The organism is Nocardia wallacei, assembly GCF_029869545.1.
In the GTDB taxonomy this organism is placed as follows: domain Bacteria; phylum Actinomycetota; class Actinomycetes; order Mycobacteriales; family Mycobacteriaceae; genus Nocardia; species Nocardia wallacei_A.
This window is the reverse complement of sequence record NZ_JARWQD010000249.1, coordinates 1-22,473: the sequence shown is the minus strand read 5'-3', so window position 1 is coordinate 22,473 and position 22,473 is coordinate 1. Positions and strand designations below refer to the sequence as shown.

Annotated in this window: 20 protein-coding genes; 9 read left to right on the top strand and 11 right to left on the bottom strand. The window is 70.0% G+C overall.

What is annotated here, in order from left to right:
- Window positions 1–3 precede the first annotated feature (3 nt).
- From QH290_RS21070 to QH290_RS21060, 3 genes are all read right to left on the bottom strand, one after another.
- On the bottom strand, window positions 4–642 hold the full coding sequence (locus QH290_RS21070) for a TetR/AcrR family transcriptional regulator (protein ID WP_280269834.1): 639 nt from the start codon (window positions 640–642) through the stop codon (window positions 4–6).
- Window positions 626–1,771 (bottom strand): acyl-CoA dehydrogenase family protein, encoded by a 1,146-nt coding sequence (locus QH290_RS21065; RefSeq protein WP_280269835.1) that lies wholly within the window; start codon window positions 1,769–1,771, stop codon window positions 626–628. The genes QH290_RS21070 and QH290_RS21065 overlap by 17 nt, the downstream gene beginning before the upstream one ends.
- A gap of 92 nt (window positions 1,772–1,863) precedes the next feature.
- A complete protein-coding gene (locus tag QH290_RS21060) occupies window positions 1,864–2,556 on the bottom strand; it encodes a TetR/AcrR family transcriptional regulator (protein WP_280269836.1) in 693 nt (230 codons plus the stop codon).
- A 156-nt stretch (window positions 2,557–2,712) separates the two neighbouring features.
- Here QH290_RS21060 and QH290_RS21055 point away from each other — a divergent pair, with 156 nt between their 5' ends.
- From QH290_RS21055 to QH290_RS21045, 3 genes are all read left to right on the top strand, one after another.
- Window positions 2,713–3,594 carry an alpha/beta fold hydrolase gene (locus QH290_RS21055; RefSeq protein ID WP_280269837.1) on the top strand — a complete coding sequence of 294 codons (882 nt, stop codon included), beginning with the start codon at window positions 2,713–2,715 and terminating at the stop codon, window positions 3,592–3,594.
- Between the two features lie 54 nt (window positions 3,595–3,648).
- Window positions 3,649–5,112, top strand: a complete 1,464-nt coding sequence (locus QH290_RS21050) for an SDR family NAD(P)-dependent oxidoreductase (RefSeq protein WP_280269838.1) — start codon at window positions 3,649–3,651, stop codon at window positions 5,110–5,112.
- Between the two features lie 423 nt (window positions 5,113–5,535).
- On the top strand, window positions 5,536–5,937 hold the full coding sequence (locus tag QH290_RS21045; protein ID WP_425301895.1) for a DUF2784 domain-containing protein: 402 nt from the start codon (window positions 5,536–5,538) through the stop codon (window positions 5,935–5,937).
- On the opposite strand, the gene QH290_RS21040 is transcribed toward QH290_RS21045, so the two are convergent.
- Complete coding sequence (locus tag QH290_RS21040) at window positions 5,880–6,635, bottom strand: thioesterase II family protein (protein ID WP_280384635.1); 756 nt, start codon at window positions 6,633–6,635, stop codon at window positions 5,880–5,882. The genes QH290_RS21045 and QH290_RS21040 overlap by 58 nt on opposite strands.
- Window positions 6,636–6,660: 25 nt before the next feature.
- A complete protein-coding gene (locus QH290_RS21035; RefSeq protein ID WP_280384633.1) occupies window positions 6,661–7,233 on the bottom strand; it encodes a TetR family transcriptional regulator in 573 nt (190 codons plus the stop codon).
- A 102-nt stretch (window positions 7,234–7,335) separates the two neighbouring features.
- On the opposite strand from QH290_RS21035, the gene QH290_RS21030 reads away from it, so the two are divergent.
- The 3 genes from QH290_RS21030 to QH290_RS21020 are packed head-to-tail and all read left to right on the top strand — an operon-like array spanning window position 7,336 to window position 10,509.
- Window positions 7,336–8,550 (top strand): FAD-dependent monooxygenase, encoded by a 1,215-nt coding sequence (locus QH290_RS21030; protein WP_280269842.1) that lies wholly within the window; start codon window positions 7,336–7,338, stop codon window positions 8,548–8,550.
- A gap of 34 nt (window positions 8,551–8,584) precedes the next feature.
- The gene (locus QH290_RS21025; RefSeq protein WP_280384692.1) at window positions 8,585–9,622 is read left to right on the top strand and encodes a nucleoside hydrolase; all 1,038 of its coding nucleotides are present in this window, start codon (window positions 8,585–8,587) and stop codon (window positions 9,620–9,622) included.
- Window positions 9,619–10,509 (top strand): amidohydrolase family protein, encoded by an 891-nt coding sequence (locus QH290_RS21020; protein ID WP_280269843.1) that lies wholly within the window; start codon window positions 9,619–9,621, stop codon window positions 10,507–10,509. The genes QH290_RS21025 and QH290_RS21020 overlap by 4 nt, the downstream gene beginning before the upstream one ends.
- Here QH290_RS21020 and QH290_RS21015 read toward each other — a convergent pair.
- From QH290_RS21015 to QH290_RS21000, 4 genes are all read right to left on the bottom strand, one after another.
- Window positions 10,506–12,071 carry an adenylate/guanylate cyclase domain-containing protein gene (locus tag QH290_RS21015; protein WP_280269844.1) on the bottom strand — a complete coding sequence of 522 codons (1,566 nt, stop codon included), beginning with the start codon at window positions 12,069–12,071 and terminating at the stop codon, window positions 10,506–10,508. The two genes, QH290_RS21020 and QH290_RS21015, sit on opposite strands and share 4 nt — an antisense overlap.
- A 186-nt stretch (window positions 12,072–12,257) precedes the next feature.
- The gene (gene meaB, locus QH290_RS21010) at window positions 12,258–13,493 is read right to left on the bottom strand and encodes a methylmalonyl Co-A mutase-associated GTPase MeaB (protein ID WP_280269845.1); all 1,236 of its coding nucleotides are present in this window, start codon (window positions 13,491–13,493) and stop codon (window positions 12,258–12,260) included.
- Complete coding sequence (scpA, locus tag QH290_RS21005; protein ID WP_280269846.1) at window positions 13,490–15,751, bottom strand: methylmalonyl-CoA mutase; 2,262 nt, start codon at window positions 15,749–15,751, stop codon at window positions 13,490–13,492. Before scpA ends, meaB begins: the two co-directional genes overlap by 4 nt.
- Window positions 15,751–17,625 carry a methylmalonyl-CoA mutase family protein gene (locus tag QH290_RS21000; RefSeq protein WP_280269847.1) on the bottom strand — a complete coding sequence of 625 codons (1,875 nt, stop codon included), beginning with the start codon at window positions 17,623–17,625 and terminating at the stop codon, window positions 15,751–15,753. Before QH290_RS21000 ends, scpA begins: the two co-directional genes overlap by 1 nt.
- A 286-nt stretch (window positions 17,626–17,911) precedes the next feature.
- On the opposite strand from QH290_RS21000, the gene QH290_RS20995 reads away from it, so the two are divergent.
- Both QH290_RS20995 and QH290_RS20990 read left to right on the top strand, forming a co-directional pair.
- Window positions 17,912–18,622 (top strand): TVP38/TMEM64 family protein, encoded by a 711-nt coding sequence (locus QH290_RS20995; protein WP_280269853.1) that lies wholly within the window; start codon window positions 17,912–17,914, stop codon window positions 18,620–18,622.
- 138 nt (window positions 18,623–18,760) lie between these two features.
- Complete coding sequence (locus tag QH290_RS20990) at window positions 18,761–19,612, top strand: SDR family oxidoreductase (protein ID WP_280269848.1); 852 nt, start codon at window positions 18,761–18,763, stop codon at window positions 19,610–19,612.
- 6 nt (window positions 19,613–19,618) lie between these two features.
- On the opposite strand, the gene QH290_RS20985 is transcribed toward QH290_RS20990, so the two are convergent.
- On the bottom strand, window positions 19,619–20,617 hold the full coding sequence (locus QH290_RS20985; RefSeq protein ID WP_425301896.1) for an alpha/beta hydrolase: 999 nt from the start codon (window positions 20,615–20,617) through the stop codon (window positions 19,619–19,621).
- Window positions 20,618–20,829: 212 nt separating this feature from the next.
- Window positions 20,830–21,372, bottom strand: coding sequence for a MarR family winged helix-turn-helix transcriptional regulator (locus tag QH290_RS20980; protein ID WP_280269850.1), 543 nt, complete (start codon window positions 21,370–21,372; stop codon window positions 20,830–20,832).
- A gap of 83 nt (window positions 21,373–21,455) precedes the next feature.
- Between QH290_RS20980 and QH290_RS20975 the strand changes: the two genes are divergently transcribed.
- Window positions 21,456–22,178: an SDR family NAD(P)-dependent oxidoreductase gene (locus QH290_RS20975; RefSeq protein WP_280269851.1), complete on the top strand. Its 723-nt coding sequence runs from the start codon at window positions 21,456–21,458 to the stop codon at window positions 22,176–22,178.
- Window positions 22,179–22,473 lie beyond the last annotated feature (295 nt).

Here is a 22,473-nt window from a genome sequence, read left to right as displayed (position 1 = left end):
GGGCTAGTCGTTGCCCTGCTCGATCTTCGGGAACGACTGCGTGACCAACGTCAGCAGCATGTCTGCCAGCAGATGGTGTACCTGCTCGCGGGTCAGGCTCTCCCGCGTGATCCATTCGCGCCCAGCGGCTTTCACCAACCCGCCGTAGGCCCGCACCAGCGCCCGCAGCTCGGCGCTGCGCCGCGACCCCGACAACCCGACCATCTGCAACAGACGCTCGGCCGCGGCATCGTCGGCCTCGTCGAGGATGCGCTGCACCTCCGGATCGTCGCCGATGCCCTCGTGGCCGGTCACCTTCACCCAGGTGCTGCCGTGCTCACCGATGGTGTCCAGCAGCCACGCCACGCTCGCATCCACCCGCTCCCGGTCCGTGCCGGTGGGCACCACCATGTGATCGGGCCGCGGCAGCGTCACCATCCGGCGCACCACCGCCAGATACAGATCGCGCTTGTTGCCGAAGTAGTGGTTGATCAGTCCCCGGGCCACCCCGGCCCGCTGCGCGAGTTCCGCTGTCGAGACCGCGGCATACGGCCGCTCCCCGAACATCGCGATCGCGCACTCCAGAATCTGGGCGCGCCGCTCGTCGGGTTCCAGCCGGCGCCGCCGCGCCAGCGACTCCGCGGTGTCAGAGTGAGCGGGCAATGAGATCCTTCATCACCTCGTTGGACCCGGCCAGGATGCGCAGCACCCGGGCACCCGTGTACAGCTGGGAGATCGGGTATTCCGTCATGTATCCGTAGCCGCCGAACAGTTGCAGGCAGCGGTCCACCACAATACCCAACTGGTCGGTCAGCCAGTATTTCGACATGGCGGCCGTGGGAATGTCCAGTTCGCCCCGCAGATGCTTGACGATCGCGTCATCGAGGAAGGTGCGGCTCACCCGCGCGATGGTCGCGCACTCGGCCAGCTCGAACTTCGTGTTCTGCATCGCGAACAGCGGCTTGCCGAACGCCTCGCGGCCCTTGGTGTACTCCACGGTCAAATCGACCGCCTTCTCCATCATCGCGACCGCCATCACCGCGGTCACCAGCCGCTCCTGCGCCAGCAGTTGCATCATCTGATAGAAGCCCTGACCCTCGGCCTCGCCCAGCAGATTCGCCGCCGGAACCCGCAGCCCGTCGAAGAACAACTCCGCGGTGTCCTGCCCCTTGCCACCGATCTTGGACAGGATGCGCCCGCGCGTGAATCCCGGCGTGTCGTCGCCGACCTCGGCGAACAGCAGCGAGACGCCCGCGGCGCCCTTGGTCGGATCGGTCTTGGCGGCGATGATGATGCCGTCGCACAGCCAGCCGTTGGAGATGAAGATCTTCGAGCCCGTGATGACGTACTCGTCGCCCTCGCGCACCGCGCGGGTCTTGATGTTCTGCAGGTCCGACCCCGTGCCCGGCTCGGTCATGCCGATCGACAGCACCATCTCACCGCTCGCGGCCCTCGGCAGCACCCGCCGCTTGAGCTCCTCGGAACCGAACTCGTGCAGATACGGCGCGATGATCGAGGAGTGCACCGGCATGCCGAGCGCCCCGTCACCGAGGTATGCCTGCTCCTCGATGATGGCCGCCTCGTGCGCGAAAGTGCCTCCGCCCCCGCCGTATTCGGCCGGGATCGCCGCACACAGCAACCCCAGCTCGCCCGCCCGGTTGTACAGTTCGCGGTCCGGATGACCCTGCGCGACGAACTTCTCCTCGTGCGGGATCACCTCTTTGTCGAAGAAGTTCTTCGCCAGCTCGCGTACGGCCTCGACCTCGTCGTCGCTCCATGCGGCGCGCACCATCGTCGTTGTCCTTCGTCTCGTGCCCAGGCCGGACCCACCGGCCCTCCCGGCACCAGGGTGAACCACTATTGGCGCGATGTCAACAACGCGGGTCAGTCGGCGCCGCGCGCCTGGTTCACCTCCGCCAAGGTGGTGAAGATCGGCGTCTCCGGGTCGGCGACGATGCCCTGCCGCCGCAGGAACCCATCGATCAGGCCCCACACCAGCTCGGTGACCCGATCCACATACTCGTCGGCGCCCTCCTCCGGCGACCCCTCCAGCCACAGATCCGTGGTCGCCACCACGACACCGACAACCGCACGCGACAGATAGTCGATCCCGCCGCTATCGATCGGCACCGCCTCCGCGATCGCACGTGCCAGCTTCGCGAACCGCCGCGCCGCATCGCGCCCCAGATCGAACTGCAGCACCGAACCCTCCGCACCCCCGGACCGCATCATCGGCGCCTGCGCCAGGAACCGGAAGACGTTGGGATGCTCCAGAATTCCCCGCACATACGCGTCGAAGACCCGGCGCAGCGCCGGGCGCGGCGGCTGCAGCAACAGCGTCATATCGTCACCCGCCGCCCCGAACGCGGTACGCGACATCCGAGCCGCGACCTCGGCATAGAGATCGGCCTTGTCCGCGAACCGCCGATACAGCCGCGGCTTGGTGATCCCGGCCTCGCGCGCGATGTCGTCCATGCTCGGCCGCGGCCCCCGGCGATCGATCACCCGCACGGCCGCGTCGACGATCTCGTCGCGAGTGATTCGCGACGTCGCGGCACTGCCGCTCGAACGAGGCACGGTGAACTCCAGGGCCGGGATCGCGTCTGACGACTCAACGTACCACCGGTACGAATGCACACCCCGCATTGCGTCGGCCACCCGGCCACTGCCAGAATTGTCGTCCGTACCGGCGGTACGAACCCGTCGGGACAGCCCGCCCCACGAGGTAGCCACATGACCCACTTGCCAGACACCCCCGCCACCCGGCCACGCCGCCGCACCGTACGCGCCGGCGACCTGCCCCTCGCCGTCTACGAGCGCGGCAATCCGAACGCCGAGACACTGGTCCTCGTCCACGGCGCCACCGACACGCACCGCATCTGGGACGACGTGGCAGCCATGCTCGCCGACTGCTTCCACGTCGTCACCTACGACGTGCGCGGCCACGGCCGCTCCCCCAAATCCCCACGCCCCCACGACTATCGGCTCGATCGCCTGGCCGAGGACCTCTACGCCGTCCTCGACGCGGTCAGCCCGAACCGCCCCGCACACATCGCCGGGCACGGCTGGGGCGCATTCCAGGTCTGGGAGGCACTCGGCGATCCCCGCGCCAACACCCGCATCGCCTCCGGCACCGCCCTGTGCGCCCCCGACCTGGACCGCCTCGCATTCGCCCTGCGCGAGCCGCGGCTCCCGAACGCACCCTGGTGGAAGCTGCCCGGCCTGAGCTGGCTCGTCCTGGGCCGGCGGCTGCTGCGCTGGCCGCGCCTGCGCGCCCGCATCCTGCACGGCGCCGGGCGGCCGCCGCGCACCTGGCCGACGGACCTGCTCGCCGGGGCCCGCCTCGTGCACGCCAACCTCGCCCACCACCTGCTGCGCCCGCGCGAACGCCACACCGCCGTCCCGGTCCAGCTGATCGTCGACCGCGCCGACGCCGCCGCACTGCCCGCCGCCGGTATCCACGTCCGCCGCGGCATCGACCGCCTCTGGTGCTACCAGCTCCCCGCCGACCACTGGCTCCCGATCACCGAACCCCTCCTGGTGGTCGAGGCGATCGCCAATTTCATCGACGACCTCCGCGCCGACAACGCCCCGATCGAGTACTCACCGCACTGATGCGACAATGAGGCGCCACCCCCACCAGCGCACGAAGGACCGACTCCCAGCACGATGGCCGATCACGACCCGACGACCGCCGCCGTATCGCCGGACACCGCGATCGACCCCGACGAACTCGCCATCTGCCTGCGCGTGCTCGATCAGGCGGGGCAGCTCGACAAGGACCATCCCGACTCCGTCGCCGTGCAGCGCGCCGTCGGCCACCTGTTCAAACAGCTCAAGCGCCGGCGGCGGATCGAGGCCCGCGACGCCAAGACCGCCGCGGACCGGGCCGTCGTCGCCGGAACCGCCACCGGCTCACCGAACCGCATCGATGACGAGACGGCCGGAATCCCGCTGTCCTCCAACACCACCGGCGCCACTGCGGGCCAACTCATCCGGCCCCGCCCCTGCTACATCTGCAAGCAGCGCTACACCCGCGTCGACGCCTTCTACCACCAGCTCTGCCCCGACTGCGCCGCCACCGGCCACGCCAAGCGCGACGCCCGCACCGACCTGCGCGGCCGCCGCGCACTGCTGACGGGCGGCCGCGCCAAGATCGGCATGTACATCGCGCTGCGCCTGCTGCGCGACGGCGCCCACACCACCGTCACCACCCGCTTCCCCAACGACGCCATCCGCCGCTTCGCCGCGCAGCCCGACAGCGCCGACTGGCTGCACCGGCTCCGCGTCGTCGGCATCGACCTGCGCGATCCGGCGCAAGTGGTGGCGCTCGCCGACGACGTCGCCGCGCAGGGCCCGCTCGACATCCTCATCAACAACGCCGCCCAGACCGTCCGGCGCTCCCCCGGCGCCTACAGCGCGCTCGTCGAGGCCGAGTCCGGCCCGCTGCCCGCGGGCGCACTGCCCGACACCGTCAGCTTCGGCAAGACCATGCAGGCCCACCCGACCGCGCTCACCGCATCCCTCGGCTCCGCGCTGTCGGCGACCGAGGTCACCGAGCTCGCGCTCGTCGCGGGATCGGCCACGCCCGAACGGATTTCCCGCGGCGTCGCCATCGACGCCGGTGGCCTGGTCCCCGATCTCGCCCACACCAACAGCTGGGTGCAGAACGTCGCCGAGGTCGACGCCACCGAACTGCTCGAGGTGCAACTGTGCAACTCGGTGGCCCCGTTCATCCTCGTCTCGCGGCTGCGCCCGGCCATGGCCGCCGCGCCCGCCCGCCGCAAGTACGTCGTGAACGTCTCCGCTATGGAGGGCGTCTTCGGCCGCGGCTACAAGGGTCCCGGCCACCCCCACACCAATATGGCCAAGGCGGCGCTGAACATGCTCACCCGCACCAGCGCCCGGGAAATGTTCGAATCCGACCGCATCCTCATGACCGCCGTAGACACCGGCTGGATCACCGACGAGCGCCCGCACTACACCAAGCTCCGCCTCGCCGAGGAGGGCTTCCACGCGCCGCTGGACCTGGTCGACGGCGCCGCCCGCGTGTACGACCCGATCGTGCGCGGCGAGAACGGGCACGACCTGTTCGGCTGCTTCCTCAAGGACTACGAGCCCTCCAGCTGGTGAAGTCGGCCGACTCGGTCGGGCCTCCCTCTCCCTCGATGCTTGTTTCTAAGGTGACTTCGAACGCGACACGCAATTGAGATTGAAATGCATTAATTCGCATAGGTCGATATCGGTATTGAAATATCGGACGGCTATCCCGGCATAGACGGCTGGCGCGCTAACACGCCTGCATGCAGGGGTCTCACACCAATCGTTGCGAAACTACAAGGGCCCCAGCGCATCTCCTCCCCTGTCGACGGCGGGTTTCCGGACGTGGCCCGACACTCCCCTGCCACGCGCGACACCTCGGCGGAGACATGCTCAGATGCGCATATCGGTGTATTGGTATCGAACTGCATTCGGCGATGGATCTCGCACCGGCGTCCCATTCCCGCGCCGAGTGCCTGCGCACCCGGACGACCTGCGGTTACGCTGGTACCTGTGATGTACCGGCTGCTGGCCGATGCCACCGCGGGCGTGCACTTCCTGTTCGTCGTCTATCTGGTGACGGGCGGATTTCTCGCGTGGCGCTGGCGCTGGACGATCTGGACCCACCTGGTGGCGGTCGTCTGGGGATTCAGCACGGTATTGGTCGGGGTCGACTGCCCGCTCACGCACCTCGAGAACTGGGCCCGGCATCGCGCGGGCCAGGAGGGGCTCCCTCCGAGCGGATTCATCGACCACTACATCACCGGTGTGCTGTACCCGCGCGACGCACTGGATCTGGTGCGCCTGCTGGTCGTGATCGTCGTCGTGGCCTCGTGGGCCGGGCTGTGGTGGCGCCGGGACTATCTCAGGCGGGCCGCGATGAACTCCGCCAGCTCGGGCACCCGTTCATCCAGATAGAAGTGGCGGCCGGGGAATATGGCCAGCTCGAACTCGCCGACGGTGTGCTCACGCCAGCGGTCGGCCTGCTCCGGGCTCACGGTCGGGTCGGCGTCGCCGAGGAGCGCGGAGACGGTGCACCGCAGCGGTTTTCCCGGCGTGTAGGTGTAGGTCTCGACGGCTCGGTAGTCGTTGCGGACCGCGGGCAGCACCAGCTCGGCCAGGCCGGGCTCGGTGCGCAGGATCGCCACGGACGCGGGATCGTTGGCGAGGCGCTCCAGTTCGGCGATCAGGTCCGCATCCGGCGCCTCGTGCAGCCGCCCAGGATAGGGGTCCGATGGGGCGATCCGCCCGGAGGCGAACAGCCGAATCGGGTTGTGGCCCTCGGCTTCCAGGCGGCGGGCCGTCTCGAAGGCCACCGTCGCACCCATGCTGTGCCCGAACAGCGCCAGCTCCGCGCCGGGCTTCCACGCCCGCAGATCGCGGGCCACCCGGTCGGCCAGTTCCCCGATGTCGGCGACCATGGGTTCACCGAGCCGATCCTGCCGCCCCGGATACTGCACCGCGACCACCGCGATGCCGTCGCCGAGATGCTGCGCCAACCCTTGATAGGCGCTTGCCGAGCCCCCGCCCGGCGGGAAACAGACCAGCACCGCATGCGGATGCGCCGCGCCCCGTAACTCTCGCAGCCACTCGGTACCCTCGATGGATCGCGCCACGCTCGGGCCTCCTTCCGCCGCGAGCTTACTTTGCGCGCAGCGTCTTCACCGCCAGTTCCACATCCTCGCCGTGCAGCAGGTCGCCCGAGGGGGCGAGCAGGTGGAGCATCGCGAACCCCTGGAACAACACGAAATACAGCTTCGCCACGGCGCGTGCCTCCGCGGCGGACAGCTCCGGATGCGCGGCGCGCAGGCTCGCCGCGATATCGGCGTAGGCGCCCTCGGTCGCCTCCGACAGATAGGTCTGCAGCTCGGGCGAGCGGGCGATCCGGACCCCGTTCTCCAAGCTCAGCAGCAGTTGCTCGTGATTGTTGCGCACGGCGTCGAGAAAGCCGTCCCACGTGGGCCCGATCGACTCCCACAGCGAGCGCCCCTCCCCCGCCTCCCGGATCGCCGCCTCCACGCTGTCGCCGATCTCGCCGCCCACTCCCTCGGTGACGGCCTCGGACACCAGCCGGTCCTTGGATCCGAAGTGATAGCCGATGGCGGCCAGGCTGACACCCGCGGCGGCCGCGATATCGCGTGCGGTCACCTTCGCCAGCCCGCGCTCGAGAATCGCCTTGCGGGCACCGGCCAAGAGGTCTTCCCGATTTCCCATGACCCCACCCTACCAGCGTCTTAGACATTTGTACTAGACATCCGTGCAAACCTCTGTTAGACATTTGTCTAAGACGTTCGAACCAAAGAACAGGAACCCACCGTGAACAGCTCCGCATCCGCCCCTCGCATCCTCGTCTCCGGCGGCGGCATCGCCGGTAATGCCGTTGCGCTGCAACTGCTTCGGTCCGGGATCTCCGTCACCGTCGTCGAACGGGCGCCCGCCCCCCGGCCCGGCGGCCAGGCCGTCGATCTGCGCGGCGCCGGCCGCGAGGCGGCCGAGCGCATGGGCCTGATGCCGGGCATCCGCAAGTATCAGCTCGAGGAGCTGGGCATCTCCTATATCGATCCGCGGGGCCACACCTACGCGAACCTGTCGATGGAGGATTTCGACGGGAAAGGTCCGGTCGCGGAGATCGAGATCACGCGCGGCGACCTGAACCAGGTGCTGCTGGACGAGGTCGCGGCGGCCGGAGGCGAACCGGACTATCGCTACGGCGAGTGGATCGAGGCACTCACGCAGGACGACGACGGCGTCGAGGTGGCCTTCGCCTCCGGCCGCACCGAGCGCTTCGATCTGGTCGTCGGGGCGGACGGTGTGCATTCGGCGACGCGCCGCCTGGCCTTCGGCCCCGAGGAGCGGTACAGCACCTTCCTCGGCGGCTACGCCTCGTTCTTCACCATCCCGACTCCGCCCGGCGTGCGGCCCGGCTGGTTCGCCCTGCAGACGGTGCCCGGCGCGGCCGTCGGCATCCGGCCCGATCACGATCCCGCCACCTCGAAGGCCATCCTGACGCTGCTGGCCGAGCCCGATCCGGCGCTGCGCCGCGACACCGCCGCACAGCAGCGGCTCATCCGGCGGATGCTGGCCGATGCCGGGTGGCACTCCCCCGCCATCCTCGACGCCATGACCACCACCCACGACTTCTACTTCGACGAGCTGGCACGGATCGATATGCCGAGCCTCGCCGCCGGACGGGTGACCCTGGTGGGCGATGCCGGATACTGCGGCTCGCCGATGACCGGAATGGGCACCGCGATGGCCATCGTGGGCGCGTACATTCTCACGGGCGAGATCGCCGCCGGGCCGGGCGATCTGCCCGCGGCGCTGCGCCGCTACGAGGACCGGGTCACGCCGTTCCTCGACAAGGCCAAGGAGCTGCCCGGCGGTGGCATCAAGACGATGCTCTCGCCCACGACCTTCGGAACCGCCCTGCGCCGCACCGCGAATCGGGCCATGATGTCGCGGGTCATGCGGCCGGTGACGAAGAAGATCTTCTTCGGCAAGACCGACGGTTACGAGCTGCCGACGTACTGATCGCTAGGCTCGACATGTGCGGCAGAAGATCATCATGGATGTCGATACCGGTATCGACGATGCCCTGGCGCTCCTGTACCTCCTGGCGAGTCCGGAGGCCGAGATCGTCGGCATCGCCTCCACCGCGGGCAACGTCCCGGAGCCACAGGTCGCGGCCAACAATCTCGCGCTCCTGGACCTGTGCCGGGCACCGGATATCGAGGTGGCCCACGGCGCCGCGGCACCGCTGGCGATCGCGCTGCGCACGACCGAGGACACCCACGGGCCGCAGGGCATCGGGTACGCGGAGTTCCCACCGTCGGCGCGCACGCTGTCCGACCGGTCCGCGGCGCGGCTGTGGGTGGACCTCGCGCGGGCGCATCCCGGGGAGATCGTCGGGCTGTGCACCGGCCCGCTCACCAACCTGGCGTTGGCGCTGCGGGCGGAACCGCAACTGCCGCACCTGCTTCGGCGGTTGGTCGTGATGGGCGGAGCGTTCCAGCGGCCGGGCAACACCACGCCGACCACCGAGTGGAATGTGCACGTCGATCCCGAGGCGTGGAAGGAGGTCTTCGACGCCTTCGCCGCGGTTCCGGCCGACCGGCGGCCGCTCGTCTGCGGGCTCGACGTCACCGAGACCATCGAGATGCGCCCCGACCACCTGATTCACCTCGGCGAACGCGCCGACAGCGTTCCGGTGGAGCGGCTCTCCGAATCCGATACGCGCGGAATCCGATCGAAGGCGAGTAATCCGATCGTCCGGTTCGTCACCGATGCGGTGCGGTTCTACTTCGAATTCCATCGCGATCACGGTCAGCCGTACCTGGCGCATATGCACGATCCGTTCGCGGCGGCGGTCGCCCTCGACCCCGCCCTCGCGGTGACCCTGCCCGCCACCGTCGACGTCGAGCTGGGCGGGTCCATCACCCGCGGCACGACGGTGGCGGACTGGGCGGGCATGTGGGGCCGGGAACCCAACGCGGACATCGTGGTCGGCACCGATCCCGCCGCGTTCTTCGATCGGCTCGTCGCGCGGGTCGGCGATCTGGCACGCACGGTCTATCCGCCGATGCAGGACGGGGAGATTCGTTGAGCGGCACCGGTGACGACGAAACGGCCTACATCGCCGAGTTCCGGCAGCGGCTCGGGCTGCCGGGAATCATCGATGTCCACACGCATTTCATGCCCGACCGGGTGCTGCGCAAGGTGTGGTCGTATTTCGACTCCGCCGGTCCCCTGATCGGCAGGCCCTGGCCGATCACCTACCGCGACGACGAGCAGGTGCGGCTGAAGACCCTGCGCGGCTTCGGTGTTCGCGCGTTCACCTCGCTGGTGTACCCGCACAAGCCGGATATGGCGGCCTGGCTCAACGAGTGGGCCGCCGACTTCGCCGCCCGCACCCCGGACTGCCTGCACACGGCGACGTTCTTTCCCGAGCGGCACGCCGACAGCTATGTGGAGGCGGCGGTCGACGCCGGTGCACGAATCTTCAAGGTGCACGTCCAAGTCGGCGATTTCCATCCGCGCGATCCGCACCTCGACGACGTGTGGGGCATGCTGGCCGACGCCGGGATTCCGGTGCTCATCCACTGCGGATCGGGCCCCGCGCCGGGCGAGTTCACCGGACCCGGGCCCATCGCCGAACTGCTCCAGCGTTATCCGCGGCTGCGCCTGATCATCGCGCACATGGGCGCTCCCGAATACTCCGAATTCCTCGATATCGCCGAGCGTTTCGACGGCGTCCACCTGGACACCACGATGAACTTCACCGACTTCTTCGAATCCGCGGATCCCTTCCCCGCCGCCGAGCGCGGCCGCCTGCTCGACTTCGGCGATCGCATCCTGTTCGGCAGCGACTTCCCCAATATCCCGTACCCCTACAGCCACGCACTCCACGCAGTGGAGCGCCTCGACCTCGGCGACGACTGGCTGCGAAATGTCTGCTACCGCAATGCCGCCCGGCTGTTCGACATCGGTTAGGCCGGACGCGCCAGGCGGGTCGGCTCGGTCCGGCCGCGCAAGGTGACCGATTCGCCGAGCCGCCAGTGCTTCCGCTCGCTCTCTCCGGCGGCCTCGAGGGTGGCGGCGGTGGCCAGCACCCGCCCGGGCTCCTGCTTGGACAGTTCGCACAGCCGCGCCGCCTGGTTGACGGGGTCACCGATCACGGTGAATTCGTATCGCCGATGCGCACCGACATTGCCCGCCACCACCGGCCCCGCCGCGACCCCGATTCCGGCGTCGAATCCCATTGCCGCATCGGACAATCGGGCACGGATCGCCCGCGCGGCGGCCAGGGCGGCGCCCGCGAAGTCGGACAGCGGCGCCGGGGTGCCGAAGATGGCGACCGCGGCGTCGCCCTCGAACTTGTTGATCAGGCCGCCGTATCGTTCCACCTCGTCCACCACGATGGCGAAGAAGTCGTTCAGGAGCGCCACGATCTCGTTCGCCGGGCGGGCGGCCGCCATGGTGGTGGATCCGATGATGTCGATGAACAGCGCCGCAGCCTCGACCTCCTCGCCGCCGAGTTCCGGATTGCGGGCCAGCGCGGCGGCCGCGACATCGTCGCCGACGTGACGGCCGAACAGGTCCCGCACCCGCTCCCGCTCCCGCAGGCCGTCCACCATCCGGTTGAATCCGCTTTGCAGTTCTCCCAATTCGGTGCCGTCGAATACGGTGACCGCCACCTCGAGGTCGCCGTCCTCCACTCGTCGCAGCGCGCGGCGCACGGTGCGGATCGGGGCGAGGGTGGCCGCCAGGGTCTGCATCATCAGCAGCAGGCCGAACACCAGGGTCAGCCCACCCAGCGACAGCACGCAGATCGCGAGCCGCTGGGTGCTGATGTCCACCGGCGTCAGCGCCAGGACCGCGAGGACCATCATCACGGCGACGGGAACGCCCGTGCCGACCACCCACACCACGATCGACCGACCGAAGACGCCGCTGCCGCGGCCCTGCCGCGACGGTGCCGCCTCCAGCACCCGGGTCGTGACCGGCCGCAGGGCGAACTCGGCGACCAGATAGCTGAAGGCGCACACGACCACCAGCGTGAATCCGATGCCCAGCAGGCACTTCGGAATCAGTGCGGGATCGGCGAGGCCGTACAGCGGGGTCAGGACGGCCGCACCACCGGCCCAGAGCAGCGCCTGCAATATCACCAGTCTGCGGGGCACCGCCACCGCGGCGGCCTGTTCCGCCTCGGTCGGCACCCGATCCGGGTCCGCCGTCGCCCAGCGCAGCGCCCGCAGACCCGACGCCGTACCCCAGACCGTCCCGATCAGCACCGCCGCGGCGGAATACAGCGGCGTCGCGACGAAATTCTGCAGGATCAGCGTGCGGCTGAACACCGACGGCCCGGGTAGCACGAATCCGACGAGCGCGATCACCACGGCGATCCCGGTCAGATTCGCCGCCAGCAGCGGCACCGTCAACAGCAGCTGCACCCGCACCCGCCGCCGGCCGACCGTCTCCTCGGCCGATCCGAGCAGCCGCGAACCCCACGGCGCCGGTCCCAGCGCCGCGGGCGTCACCTCACCGTCGACCACGGGTGCAGCTTATGCGGGAAGATCGCCCGAAGGAGAGAGGCGCGGCCACGACGACCACGGGCACCGGCCTGCGCGGCCGACATCACCGCCGCATGGTGCGCGCGAGGCAGGCTCGACGCGGCGGGCTGGTACCGGTCCGGCCTGGTGTCGGCCCGGCGTAGCGCAGGGCCGTGCGCACACCCGGGGTCAGCGGTCGTCGAAGACGCGCAGGAGTTCCTCGGCGGCGAGGGCGGGGGTGAGTGAGCCGTCGCGGACGGCCTTCTCGACCTGTCCCCGAACGGATTTCACGCCGGGGCTGTCGGCGAGGCGGCGCAGCAGCTGGTCGTGCACCATGGTCCAGGTCCAGTCGACCTGCTGGCGGCGGCGCTTCTCGGCGAACTCCCCCGCCTCGGTGAGGACCCGGCGATGTTCGAGCACCGTATCCCAGAAGCGGTCCAGTCCGGTGCCGTTCAGCCCGCTCATGGTGAGAACCGGTGGGCGCCAGAGCGATTCGCGCGGGTGGATGAGCCGCATGGCGCCCTGCAGCTCGCGCGCGGCGGCCTTGGCCTCGATCGCGTGCTTGCCGTCGGCCTTGTTCACCGCCACCAGGTCGGCCAGCTCCAGCACGCCCTTCTTGATGCCCTGCAACTGATCTCCGGTGCGGGCCAGGGTGAGGAAGCAGAACACGTCGACCATATTGGCGACGGTCACCTCCGACTGTCCGACGCCGACGGTCTCCACCAGGATCACGTCGTAGCCCGCGGATTCCAGCAGCACGATGGTCTCGCGCGTCGCCTTCGCCACGCCGCCGAGCGTGCCCGCGGTCGGCGACGGCCGGATGTAGGCGTCGCGCTCCAGCGAGAGTTTCGCCATCCGGGTCTTGTCGCCCAGGATCGATCCGCCCGTCCTGGTCGAGGAGGGGTCCACGGCCAGCACCGCGACCCGATGCCCCGCCTCGATCAGGGACATGCCCAGCGCATCGATGAATGTCGACTTACCCACGCCCGGAACGCCGGTGATGCCCACCCGGTTCGACTCGACCTGTGCGGTGTCGGTCCCGAGCGCCAGCAGCAGCCGCTGCGCCGCGTCGCGGTGATCGGCCCGGGTCGACTCGACCAGCGTGATGGCTCGCGCGAGGGCCGCGCGCTCGCCCCCGCGCACGGCCTGCGCGAGCTGCTCCACGTCGATCTCACGGCGTCCCCCGGCCTTGCCACCGGAGGCCGGTGATGCGCCCCGACCGGCCGGGGCGAACCCGCGCTCAGTCGACAGCGCCTGCGTACCAGCGATATTCACCGATGCACCCCCGGTCTGCGCAGGACTGTGCGCGCGCCCCGGCCCGCCGGGCAGGCGATCGGATACCGCGCCCGGATCACGCTGTCCCGCTCGCTCCTCGCCGTCGGCAGGGGATCCGGCATCGTTGTCCGCTCCAGCGCCCTTGCTCATTCCGCTCCGGGCTGCGCGCCGATCTCGTGGCCCAGTTCCCCTGCCAGCTTCTTCAGCAGGTCGACCGCCGCATCGGCGATCACGGTGCCCGGTGGGAAGATCGCCGCGGCGCCCGCCTGGTACAGCTCCTCGAAATCGCCGGGCGGGATGACGCCGCCGACGATCACCATGATGTCGGGCCGTCCGACCTCGGCCAGTGCCTGCCGCAGGGCGGGCACCAGCGTGAGGTGACCGGCCGCCAGCGACGACACGCCCACCACGTGCACGTCGTTGTCGGCCGCCTGCCGCGCCACCTCGTCCGGGGTCTGGAACAGCGGGCCCACATCGACGTCGAAACCGAGATCCGCGAAGGCCGTGGCGATCACCTTCTGGCCCCGGTCGTGGCCGTCCTGGCCCATCTTGGCCACCAGGATGCGGGGGCGGCGGCCCTCGGCCTCGGCGAACTCCTCCACCAGGTCGATGGCCCTGCTGATGTTGGTCACCTTACCGGCCTCCTCGCGGTAAACACCTGAGAGAGTGCGGATTTCGGCCTGATGGCGCCCGTACACCTGCTCCAGCGCGTCGGAGATCTCGCCGACGGTGGCCTTGGCGCGGGCGGCGTCGATGGCCAGGGCGAGCAGATTGTTCTCCATGCCACCGCCGGAAGCCGCGGCGGCCCTGCTCAATTCGCCCAGCGCCCGCTCGACCTCGGCCGAATCGCGCTCGGCCCGCAGCCGCCGCAGCTTCGCCTCCTGCTCGGCGCGCACCCGCGAGTTCTCGACCTTGAGGACCTCGATCTGCTGATCCTCTTCCACCTGGTACTTGTTCACGCCGATGACCGGCTGCTGCCCGGTATCGATGCGGGCCTGCGTGCGGGCGGCGGCCTCCTCGATGCGCAGCTTCGGGATGCCCTCCGAAATCGCCTGCGCCATACCGCCGTGCGCCTCCACCTCGGCGATGTGCGCGCGGGCCCGCTCGGCGAGCTGATGGGTCAGCCACTCCAGATAGTACGAGCCGCCCCACGGATCGATCGGCCGGGTCGTGTTGGACTCCTGCTGGATCAGCAGCTGGGTGTTGCGGGCGATGCGGGCGGAGAAGTCCGTCGGCAGCGCCAGCGCCTCGTCGAGCGCGTTGGTGTGCAGCGACTGGGTGTGTCCCTGGGTCGCGGCCATCGCCTCCACGCAGGTGCGGGCGACATTGTTGAACACGTCCTGTGCCGTCAGCGACCAGCCCGAGGTCTGCGAATGGGTGCGCAGCGACAGCGATTTCTGGCTCTTGGGCTCGAACTTCGACACCAGCTCGCTCCACAGCAGCCGCCCCGCGCGCAGCTTCGCGACCTCCATGAAGAAGTTCATGCCGATCGCCCAGAAGAACGACAGCCGGGGCGCGAACTGGTCGATCTCCATCCCCGCGTCCAGCCCGGCGCGGATGTATTCGACCCCGTCGGCGAGGGTGTAGGCCAGCTCCAGATCCGCTGTGGCACCGGCCTCCTGGATGTGATAGCCGGAGATCGAGATGGAGTTGAACTTCGGCATCTTCGCCGAGGTGTAGGCGAAGATGTCGGAGATGATCCGCATCGACGGCTTGGGCGGATAGATGTAGGTGTTGCGGACCATGAACTCCTTCAGAATGTCGTTCTGAATGGTTCCGGCCAGTTGCTCGGGCTTGACGCCCTGTTCCTCCGCCGCGACCACGTACAGCGCCAGGATCGGCAGCACCGCGCCGTTCATCGTCATCGACACCGACACCTGGTCCAGCGGGATGTGGTCGAACAGCTCCCGCATGTCCAGGATCGAGTCGATGGCCACACCGGCCATGCCGACGTCACCGGTCACGCGCGGGTGGTCGGAGTCGTAGCCGCGGTGCGTCGCGAGGTCGAACGCGACCGACAGCCCCTTCTGCCCGGCGGCCAGGTTGCGCCGGTAGAAGGCATTGGAGTCGGCCGCGGTGGAGAAGCCCGCGTACTGGCGGATCGTCCACGGCTGGTTGACATACATCGTCGGATAGGGCCCGCGCAGGAACGGCGCTACACCCGGCACCGAGTCCAGCGGATACCCTTGCGCGGCAATGCGATCGCGGTCGGCCTTGGTGAACACCGGTGGCACGTCGATACCCTCGGGCGTCGGCCACACCAGCTGTTCGGGCGCGGAGTGATTGGCCGACGCGGCCGCCCGCACGAACGCCTCGACCTGTTCGCCGCTCACGTTCGCGGCACCGGGATCGTCCAGTGCGACGTCGGCGAAGCTGCCGATCACGTGCTTGATCTCCCCTGTGGTCATTACGCTCCCACCTTCTCCAGCAGGCCGGACAGGGCCGCGACCGCATCCATGCGGGCGGTGAGGAATCCGTCGGGCCGTTGGGTGCCGGACAGTTCGGCGACCGCCTTCTCCGGCCCGGCCAGCAGCACCGTGGCGACACCGGCGCTGCGCAGCTGCTCGACCGCGGCCGCGGCCTCGGCGGCGTAGCGCGCGTCGGTGCCGCACAGTACGGCGATGGTGCTCGCGGATTCGGTTGCCGCCGCGGCGATTCCGGCGATCTCGAGGGCACCCGGATTGACCGCCTCGATGCCGCCGGAGGCGAGCAGGTTGGCGGTGAAGGTGACCCGGACGTTGTGCTCGGCCACCGGACCCAGCGGGATCAGCAGCGCCCGCGGGCGAGCCCCGTGCGCGGCCAGGTAGGCGTCGGACCGGTTGCGCAGCGCCTCGAACGCCGCACCGTACCGCGCCACCGTACCCGGCCGCCGCGCCGCCTCCGACAGCGGTTGCTCGGCCAGGTTCGGGAACTCGTTGACCCCGGTGACGGCCGTCTTCCGGTGTGCCACATCGGCTTCGCGCCGCTCGCGCACCGCGGCGATGCGCTCGGCCAGCAGTCCGGAGTCGAGGGCGGCCGCATACCCACCGGCGCGCTCGATCTCCTGCATGAACTCCCACGCCCGATGCGCCAGCTCGTCGGTGAGGGTCTCCACATACCAGGAACCGGCGCCCGGATCGCGCACGTGCCCCAGATGCGACTCCTCCAGCAGCAACAGCTGGGTATTGCGGGCCATGCGATCCGAGAACGCCCGGGACACCTCGAGTTCGCCCGGGGGCAGCGCCGAGTCGAACGGCAGCACGGTCACGTAGTCGGCGCCGCCGACACCGGCGCCGAAGGCGGCCAGCGTGGTACGCAGCATGTTCACCCACGGGTCGCGCTGGGTCATCATCGCCGCCGAGGTGACCGCGTACTGCGGCGCATTGCCGAACGCGGGCGCACCCAGCTCGTGCGCCACCCGCGCCCACAGTCGCCGTCCCGCACGGAATTTCGCGATGGTCTCGAACTGGTCGTCGGTGGCGGCGAACCGGAACATCAACTGGCCCAGGGCATCCGCGACATCCACACCGGCATCGGTGAGGGCCCGCAGGTACTGCAGGCCCGCGGCCACGGCGGCGCCCAGCTCCTGCGCGTCGGAGGCGCCCGCGTTGTGGAAGGCGATGCCGCAGACGGTGAGGGCGCGCACCGTCTCCGGTCGTGCGATCGCCTGCTGCGCCAGCGACACCGCGGTGTCCAGGTCGGCGTGCGGCGTCTCGCTGAACCGGCTGGTCAGTGGCGTCGCTCCGAGCGAGACCTGGATATCGGCGCGATTCGAGGCCGCGTCGCCGGGGAGGGCGTACCCGTCCAGGATCGAGAACAGCTGCGCCGCCGCATCGTTCGCGTCCGCGCCCGCATCGAGCACCAGCGGCGCGAGTTCGAACAGCATGCCCCGCAACGCCGTCGGCAGGTCGGCCACCGCGACCCCGCGCTCCCCGGCGCCCAGCCACACCGCGCTCACGCCGTTCTCCAGCGCCGCCATGATCTCGCGGTTCACCTCGGCGGCGTCCGGCCCGCCGAAGCGAGCGCCGACATACCAGCCGCGCTGCACGTCGCGGGTGCCGTCCGAGCCGCGCACGAACGGGAACTCACCCGGCAGCGGCTGCTCGGGCAGCTCGTCGCGCCGGGTGTAGAGCGGGGCCACGGTCAGCCCGTCGTAGGTCGAGACCTCGAGCAGCTTCTCCGGCTCGTCGCCGAGCTCGGACGCATCCACCTTGCGGGCCTTGGCCAGAACCCCGGCCACGCCCTTCCGCCATGCGGCATATCCGGGCACCACGTCCGTGCCCGGATCCGAACCAATCGGCATCGCTGCTGTTCCTCTTCCACTCGATCCGATACTTCAGCTGTACCGGATATCCGGGCGCAAGCCCAACCCTTCGCACCGTCTTCGCAACCCGCTGTGTGTATCGTTCACACCGCGCGTCGAGTACGGTTCGAGCAGGTCATCAGGCATCTAAGTTAACGGGCATTCATCGGTGTTCCTTCGATGCTAACCGCACGGCCACCAGAGCTTCGCCCAGCCTCCCGCTACCAACCGGTAACCTCGCCCCGCGCTCCGGTAGCCTGGCTCGGTGCTGAGGAGAGCAGGTGCGGTGCTGTCGAGACTCCGCGATCCGCGCGTTCTGACGCTGCTGGCGCTCGGCGGCGCCCTGATCGCGATCGCCGTGCTGGCGCCGCACCCGGCCCCGCAGCAGATCCGGGAGTGGGCCGATTCGGTCGGCCCGCTGTTCCCGCTCGTCTTTTTCGCCGTCCACGCGATCGTGACGGTGGCGCCGTTCCCGCGCACGGTCTTCACGCTCAGCGCCGGACTGCTGTTCGGTCCGATCCTCGGCATCGCGGTCGCGGTGAGCGCGACGACCGTCAGCGCCGTGCTGGCCCTGCTGCTGGTGCGCGCACTCGACCGCGAGCAGGTGGCGGCGCGGCTGCGTCATCCCGCGGTGCGCGCGGTGGACCGGCGGCTCGAGCGCCGCGGCTGGCTGGCGGTGGGGTCGCTGCGGCTGATCGCGCCGGTGCCGTTCTCGGTGATCAACTACTGCGCGGGCCTGTCGTCGGTGCGCATGCTCCCCTACCTGCTGGCCACGGTCGTCGGCGTCATCCCCGGCACGATCGGGGTCGTGGTGCTGGGCGATGCGCTCACCGGCCGCACCGAGCCGGGATTCCTCGTCCTGTCGGGGGTGTGCATCACCCTCGGGGTGATCGGTCTCGTCGTCGACGCGCGGTGGGGCGCTGAACAATTCGCGGCACCCGCCGAGGATCCGGTCACCGAATCCGCGGACGACCAGTCCGCCGTGCCCCACGCGTAGGCCGAGACACCATCCTCACCGGGCGAGCCGTGGTCCCGTCGCATTCCGGCCGTATCCGTCGCGCGTCGCCCCGGCAGGTCCGCAATCGCGCGGAAATCTACGTGACCGGGCCGCGGCGGGAATGACACCATGCGCGCTATGCCACTGCTACCCGACCCCACCCCGGAGGAACTCCGCCGCGATCCGCTGCCGCTGCGCGGGCGCACCGCGCTGGTCACCGGCGCCAGCAGGCGCGGCGGCATCGGCTACGCCGTCGCGCGGCGCCTGGCCGCCCACGGCGCGAGCGTCTACCTGCACCACCATATTCCGCACGACGCGGAAAAGCCCTGGGGCGCAGACCGTCCCGAGGAAGTAGTCGCGGGAGTGCGTGCGGCGCTGGGCGATCCCGCCGCCCGGGTCGCCGCGGGGCCGGGCGACCTGTCCGACCCGCAGGCACCCGCCCGGCTCCTCGACGAGGCGTCGAAGGCGCTGGGCCCCATCGATATCCTGATCGCCAACCACGGCCTCAGCGGCAACGACGGCATCCTGGACACCATCGATGCGCAGATGCTCGACGCGCACTGGGCGGTCGATACGCGGTCGGTGGTCCTGCTGATCCAGGCGTTCGCCCGGGCGCGGGCGGCGCGACCGGGCGGGCGCGTGGTCATGATGACCTCCGGGCAGGACATCGCCGACGGCATGCCGGGCGAGTTCGCCTACGCGCTGCAGAAGGGCGCGCTCGCGTCCATCACCCGCACTCTCGCGACGACCTTGGCCGACCGTTGGATCACCGTCAACACGATCAACCCGGGCCCGGTCGACACCGACTACATGAGCGGCGCCGACTACGACTTCGTCGCCAACCAGTTCCCGGCCGGGCGTTGGGGCATGCCCGACGACCCCGCGCGCCTGATCGCCTGGCTGGCGACCGACGAGGCGGCGTGGATCACCGGCAATGTCATCGACTCCGAGGGTGGGTTCCGCCGCTGGCCGCCGGAAGGTCTCGGATAACCCCGCTCAGTTCTCCGGCAGTCCGAGCCCGCGCGCGAGCACCGGCCAGGACCGCTTCAGCTCGTCCTCCCAGTAACCCCAGGAATGGGTGCCGGTGGGATCGAAATCGTAGGTCGCGGGGATGCCCAGCTGGTCCAGCCTGGTCTGCAGGTTGTGGGTGCAGTAGTTCGTGGCCGCCTCCAGCACCCCGCCGACGGTCACCTGGTTGGCGAGTCCGCCGGGACCGGGCAGCGCGCGCGGACCGTCGAGGGTGTCCCACCTACCCGGGAGCCCGGAACCGCTGGAGATGAACAGGTTCAGGCCGCGCAGCCGGTCGGCGTGCACGTAGGGGTCGTTGGCCGCCCACATCGGATCGCCCTTGGGGCCGTACATATTGTCGGGATCGCCGCCGCCCGCCCGCACCACGGTGGCAACGGCGTCGTAGCCGATCGGGTCGCTGATCTGGGCGCAACCGCTCAGTGCCGCAACGGATTCGTACAACCCGGGCGCGGCGATCGGCAGCTGCAGCACCGAGGTGCCCGACATCGACAGGCCCGCAATGGCATTGGTGCCGTCGGTACCGAAGGCCCTGTCGATCAGGGGCGGCAGTTCCCGGGTCAGGAACGTCTGCCACTTGTTGACGCCGAGGCCGGGATCCGGTGCGCGCCAATCGGTGTAGTAACTGAACTTGCCGCCCACCGGCTGCACCACGTTGACATCCTTGGTCGCCAGGAACGGCAGCACATCGGACTGCCGCTGCCACGTCGCCGAATCCTCGCCGCCGCCCGCGCCGTTGAGCAGATACAGGGTCGGCCGGGGCCGGGACGTGTCGGCGGGGCGCTGCACATCGACCTGGATCTGCTTGCCCATCGCCGCCGAGTACACCTGCAGGACCACCGATCGGCCGTCCCCCTCGTCGACCGAGGCGATATAGGACCCGTCGGCGGAGCTCCCGGCCTGCCGCACCACGGCCGCCGCGGCGGGACCGGCCGCCAGTAACGGCGCCACCGCCACGCTCGCGGCCATCAGCAGCGCCGCGCTTGCTCTCCTCTTCGACAGGTGCACACCGTCTCCTTCGACTCCACGCCGCCCGCGAATCGGGCAGGCATCGGGTCACCCTGCCCGCGTTCGCTAAGACAGCACTACGGCAAACCTGATGAGCAGCTGAGAGGCGTCGTGGCGAATCCCACGGGTCGAACGCGTAACACGCGGTCGGGCACCGCGATCCGAGACCCGGTCTAGTCCGGGCCGCCGACCTGCGTCGGGCGTCGTTCGCCGAGTTCGGCATGCAGGCCCTCCAGCAGCGCCCGAAGCAGTTCGGTGAGTTCACGCTGCTGGCGCTCGTCGAGGCGGGACACCAGCTCCGCCTCCCGTCCCAGCACTCCGTCGACGAGCCGCTCGACCAATTCGTGACCCGCCGGTGTCAGTTCGACATCGACCCGGCGGGAACCGTCGGTGCGCGTGGTCCGGGTGACAAGACCTTCGCGCACGGCGCGGTTCACGCGCTGCGAGATCGCGCCCGCCGTGAGCAGCGTCGCCTCCGCCAGCTCCCGGGTGGTGAGCCGATACGGCGGACCGCTGCGGCGCAGCACCGACAGCAGGTCGAGGGTGGCGGCGTCGGCACCGGCCCGCGCCAGCGTGCGGCGCCGCTCCTCGCCCAGCAGCTTGGCCGCGTGCCAGATCCTGGTGACGATGCCGATGGAGTCCACCTTCGTGCCGGGACGTTCGCGCGCCCACGCCAGGGCGATCGCATCGACCGGGTCGTTCGCGTCGAGATCCACCACACACTCCCTTGTTTAGGTCTAAACGTCTGGTATGTTTAGACCTGAACAAAGTAGCGCACGCACCAGGAGAGGTGATCGACATGGGCAGAACAGTGGTGGTGACCGGCGGCGGCACCGGAATCGGCAAGGCGATCGCCCGGGCCTTCGCCCAGGACGGCGACGCGGTGGTGATCACCGGGCGGCGGCAGCAGGTGCTCGAGGCGGCCGCGGCCGATCTCGGCGACGCCGTCCGTCCCGCCCGCTTCGATGCCGCTGATCCGGACCAGGTCGAGGCGTTCGCCGCCGGGATCGGACCGATCGACGTCCTGGTCAACAACGCGGGCGGACAAACCGACTTCGACCGCACCGCGCCCGGCTCGCTGCGGGAGGTCGCCGACGGCTGGCGGGCGAACTTCGAGGCCAATCTCCTGTCGGCGGTGCTGCCGACCGTCGCGTGCCTGGACAGGATGCAGCGGGGCGGGTCGATCATCACGATCGGCTCGATCGCGGCCGACAAGGGCTCGGGCTCCTACGGCGCGGCGAAGGCGGCCGTCGCCTCCTGGAACGTCGACCTCGCCCGGACGGTCGGCCCGCTGGGCCTGACCGCCAACGTGGTCTCCCCCGGCTACATCGCCGACACCGAATTCTTCCGGGACAAGCTGACCGACGAGCGCCGCTCCGCCCTCATCGCGGCGACGTTCACCGACCGGCCGGGCACACCCGACGACATCGCCGCGACCGTCCGATTCCTCGCCTCCCCGGCCGCCCGCCAGATCACCGGCCAGGTCCTGGCGGTAAACGGCGGCGAACGCACCACCCGCTGACCCGACAGCCGCACAGGATCTCGCCACGGCGGACGACAAGACCCGGCCCCCACGCGGATCACATGCCCCGCCACCGACGACACGGCCCCGGGGCGCCGCGGGGGGGGGGGGGGGGGGGGGGTGCGTGTTTTATAAGCGAACCGCTGAAAGGTGGGGGCCGACCGCGCCCCCCGCCCCGGGGGGGCGCCGGGCGGGCCCCCCCACCCTGCCGGCGCCGCGCCCAAACCCCCCCCCCCCCCCCCCCCCCCCCCCCCCCGGGGCGCCGGGGCCGTGTCGTCGGTGGCGGGGCATGTGA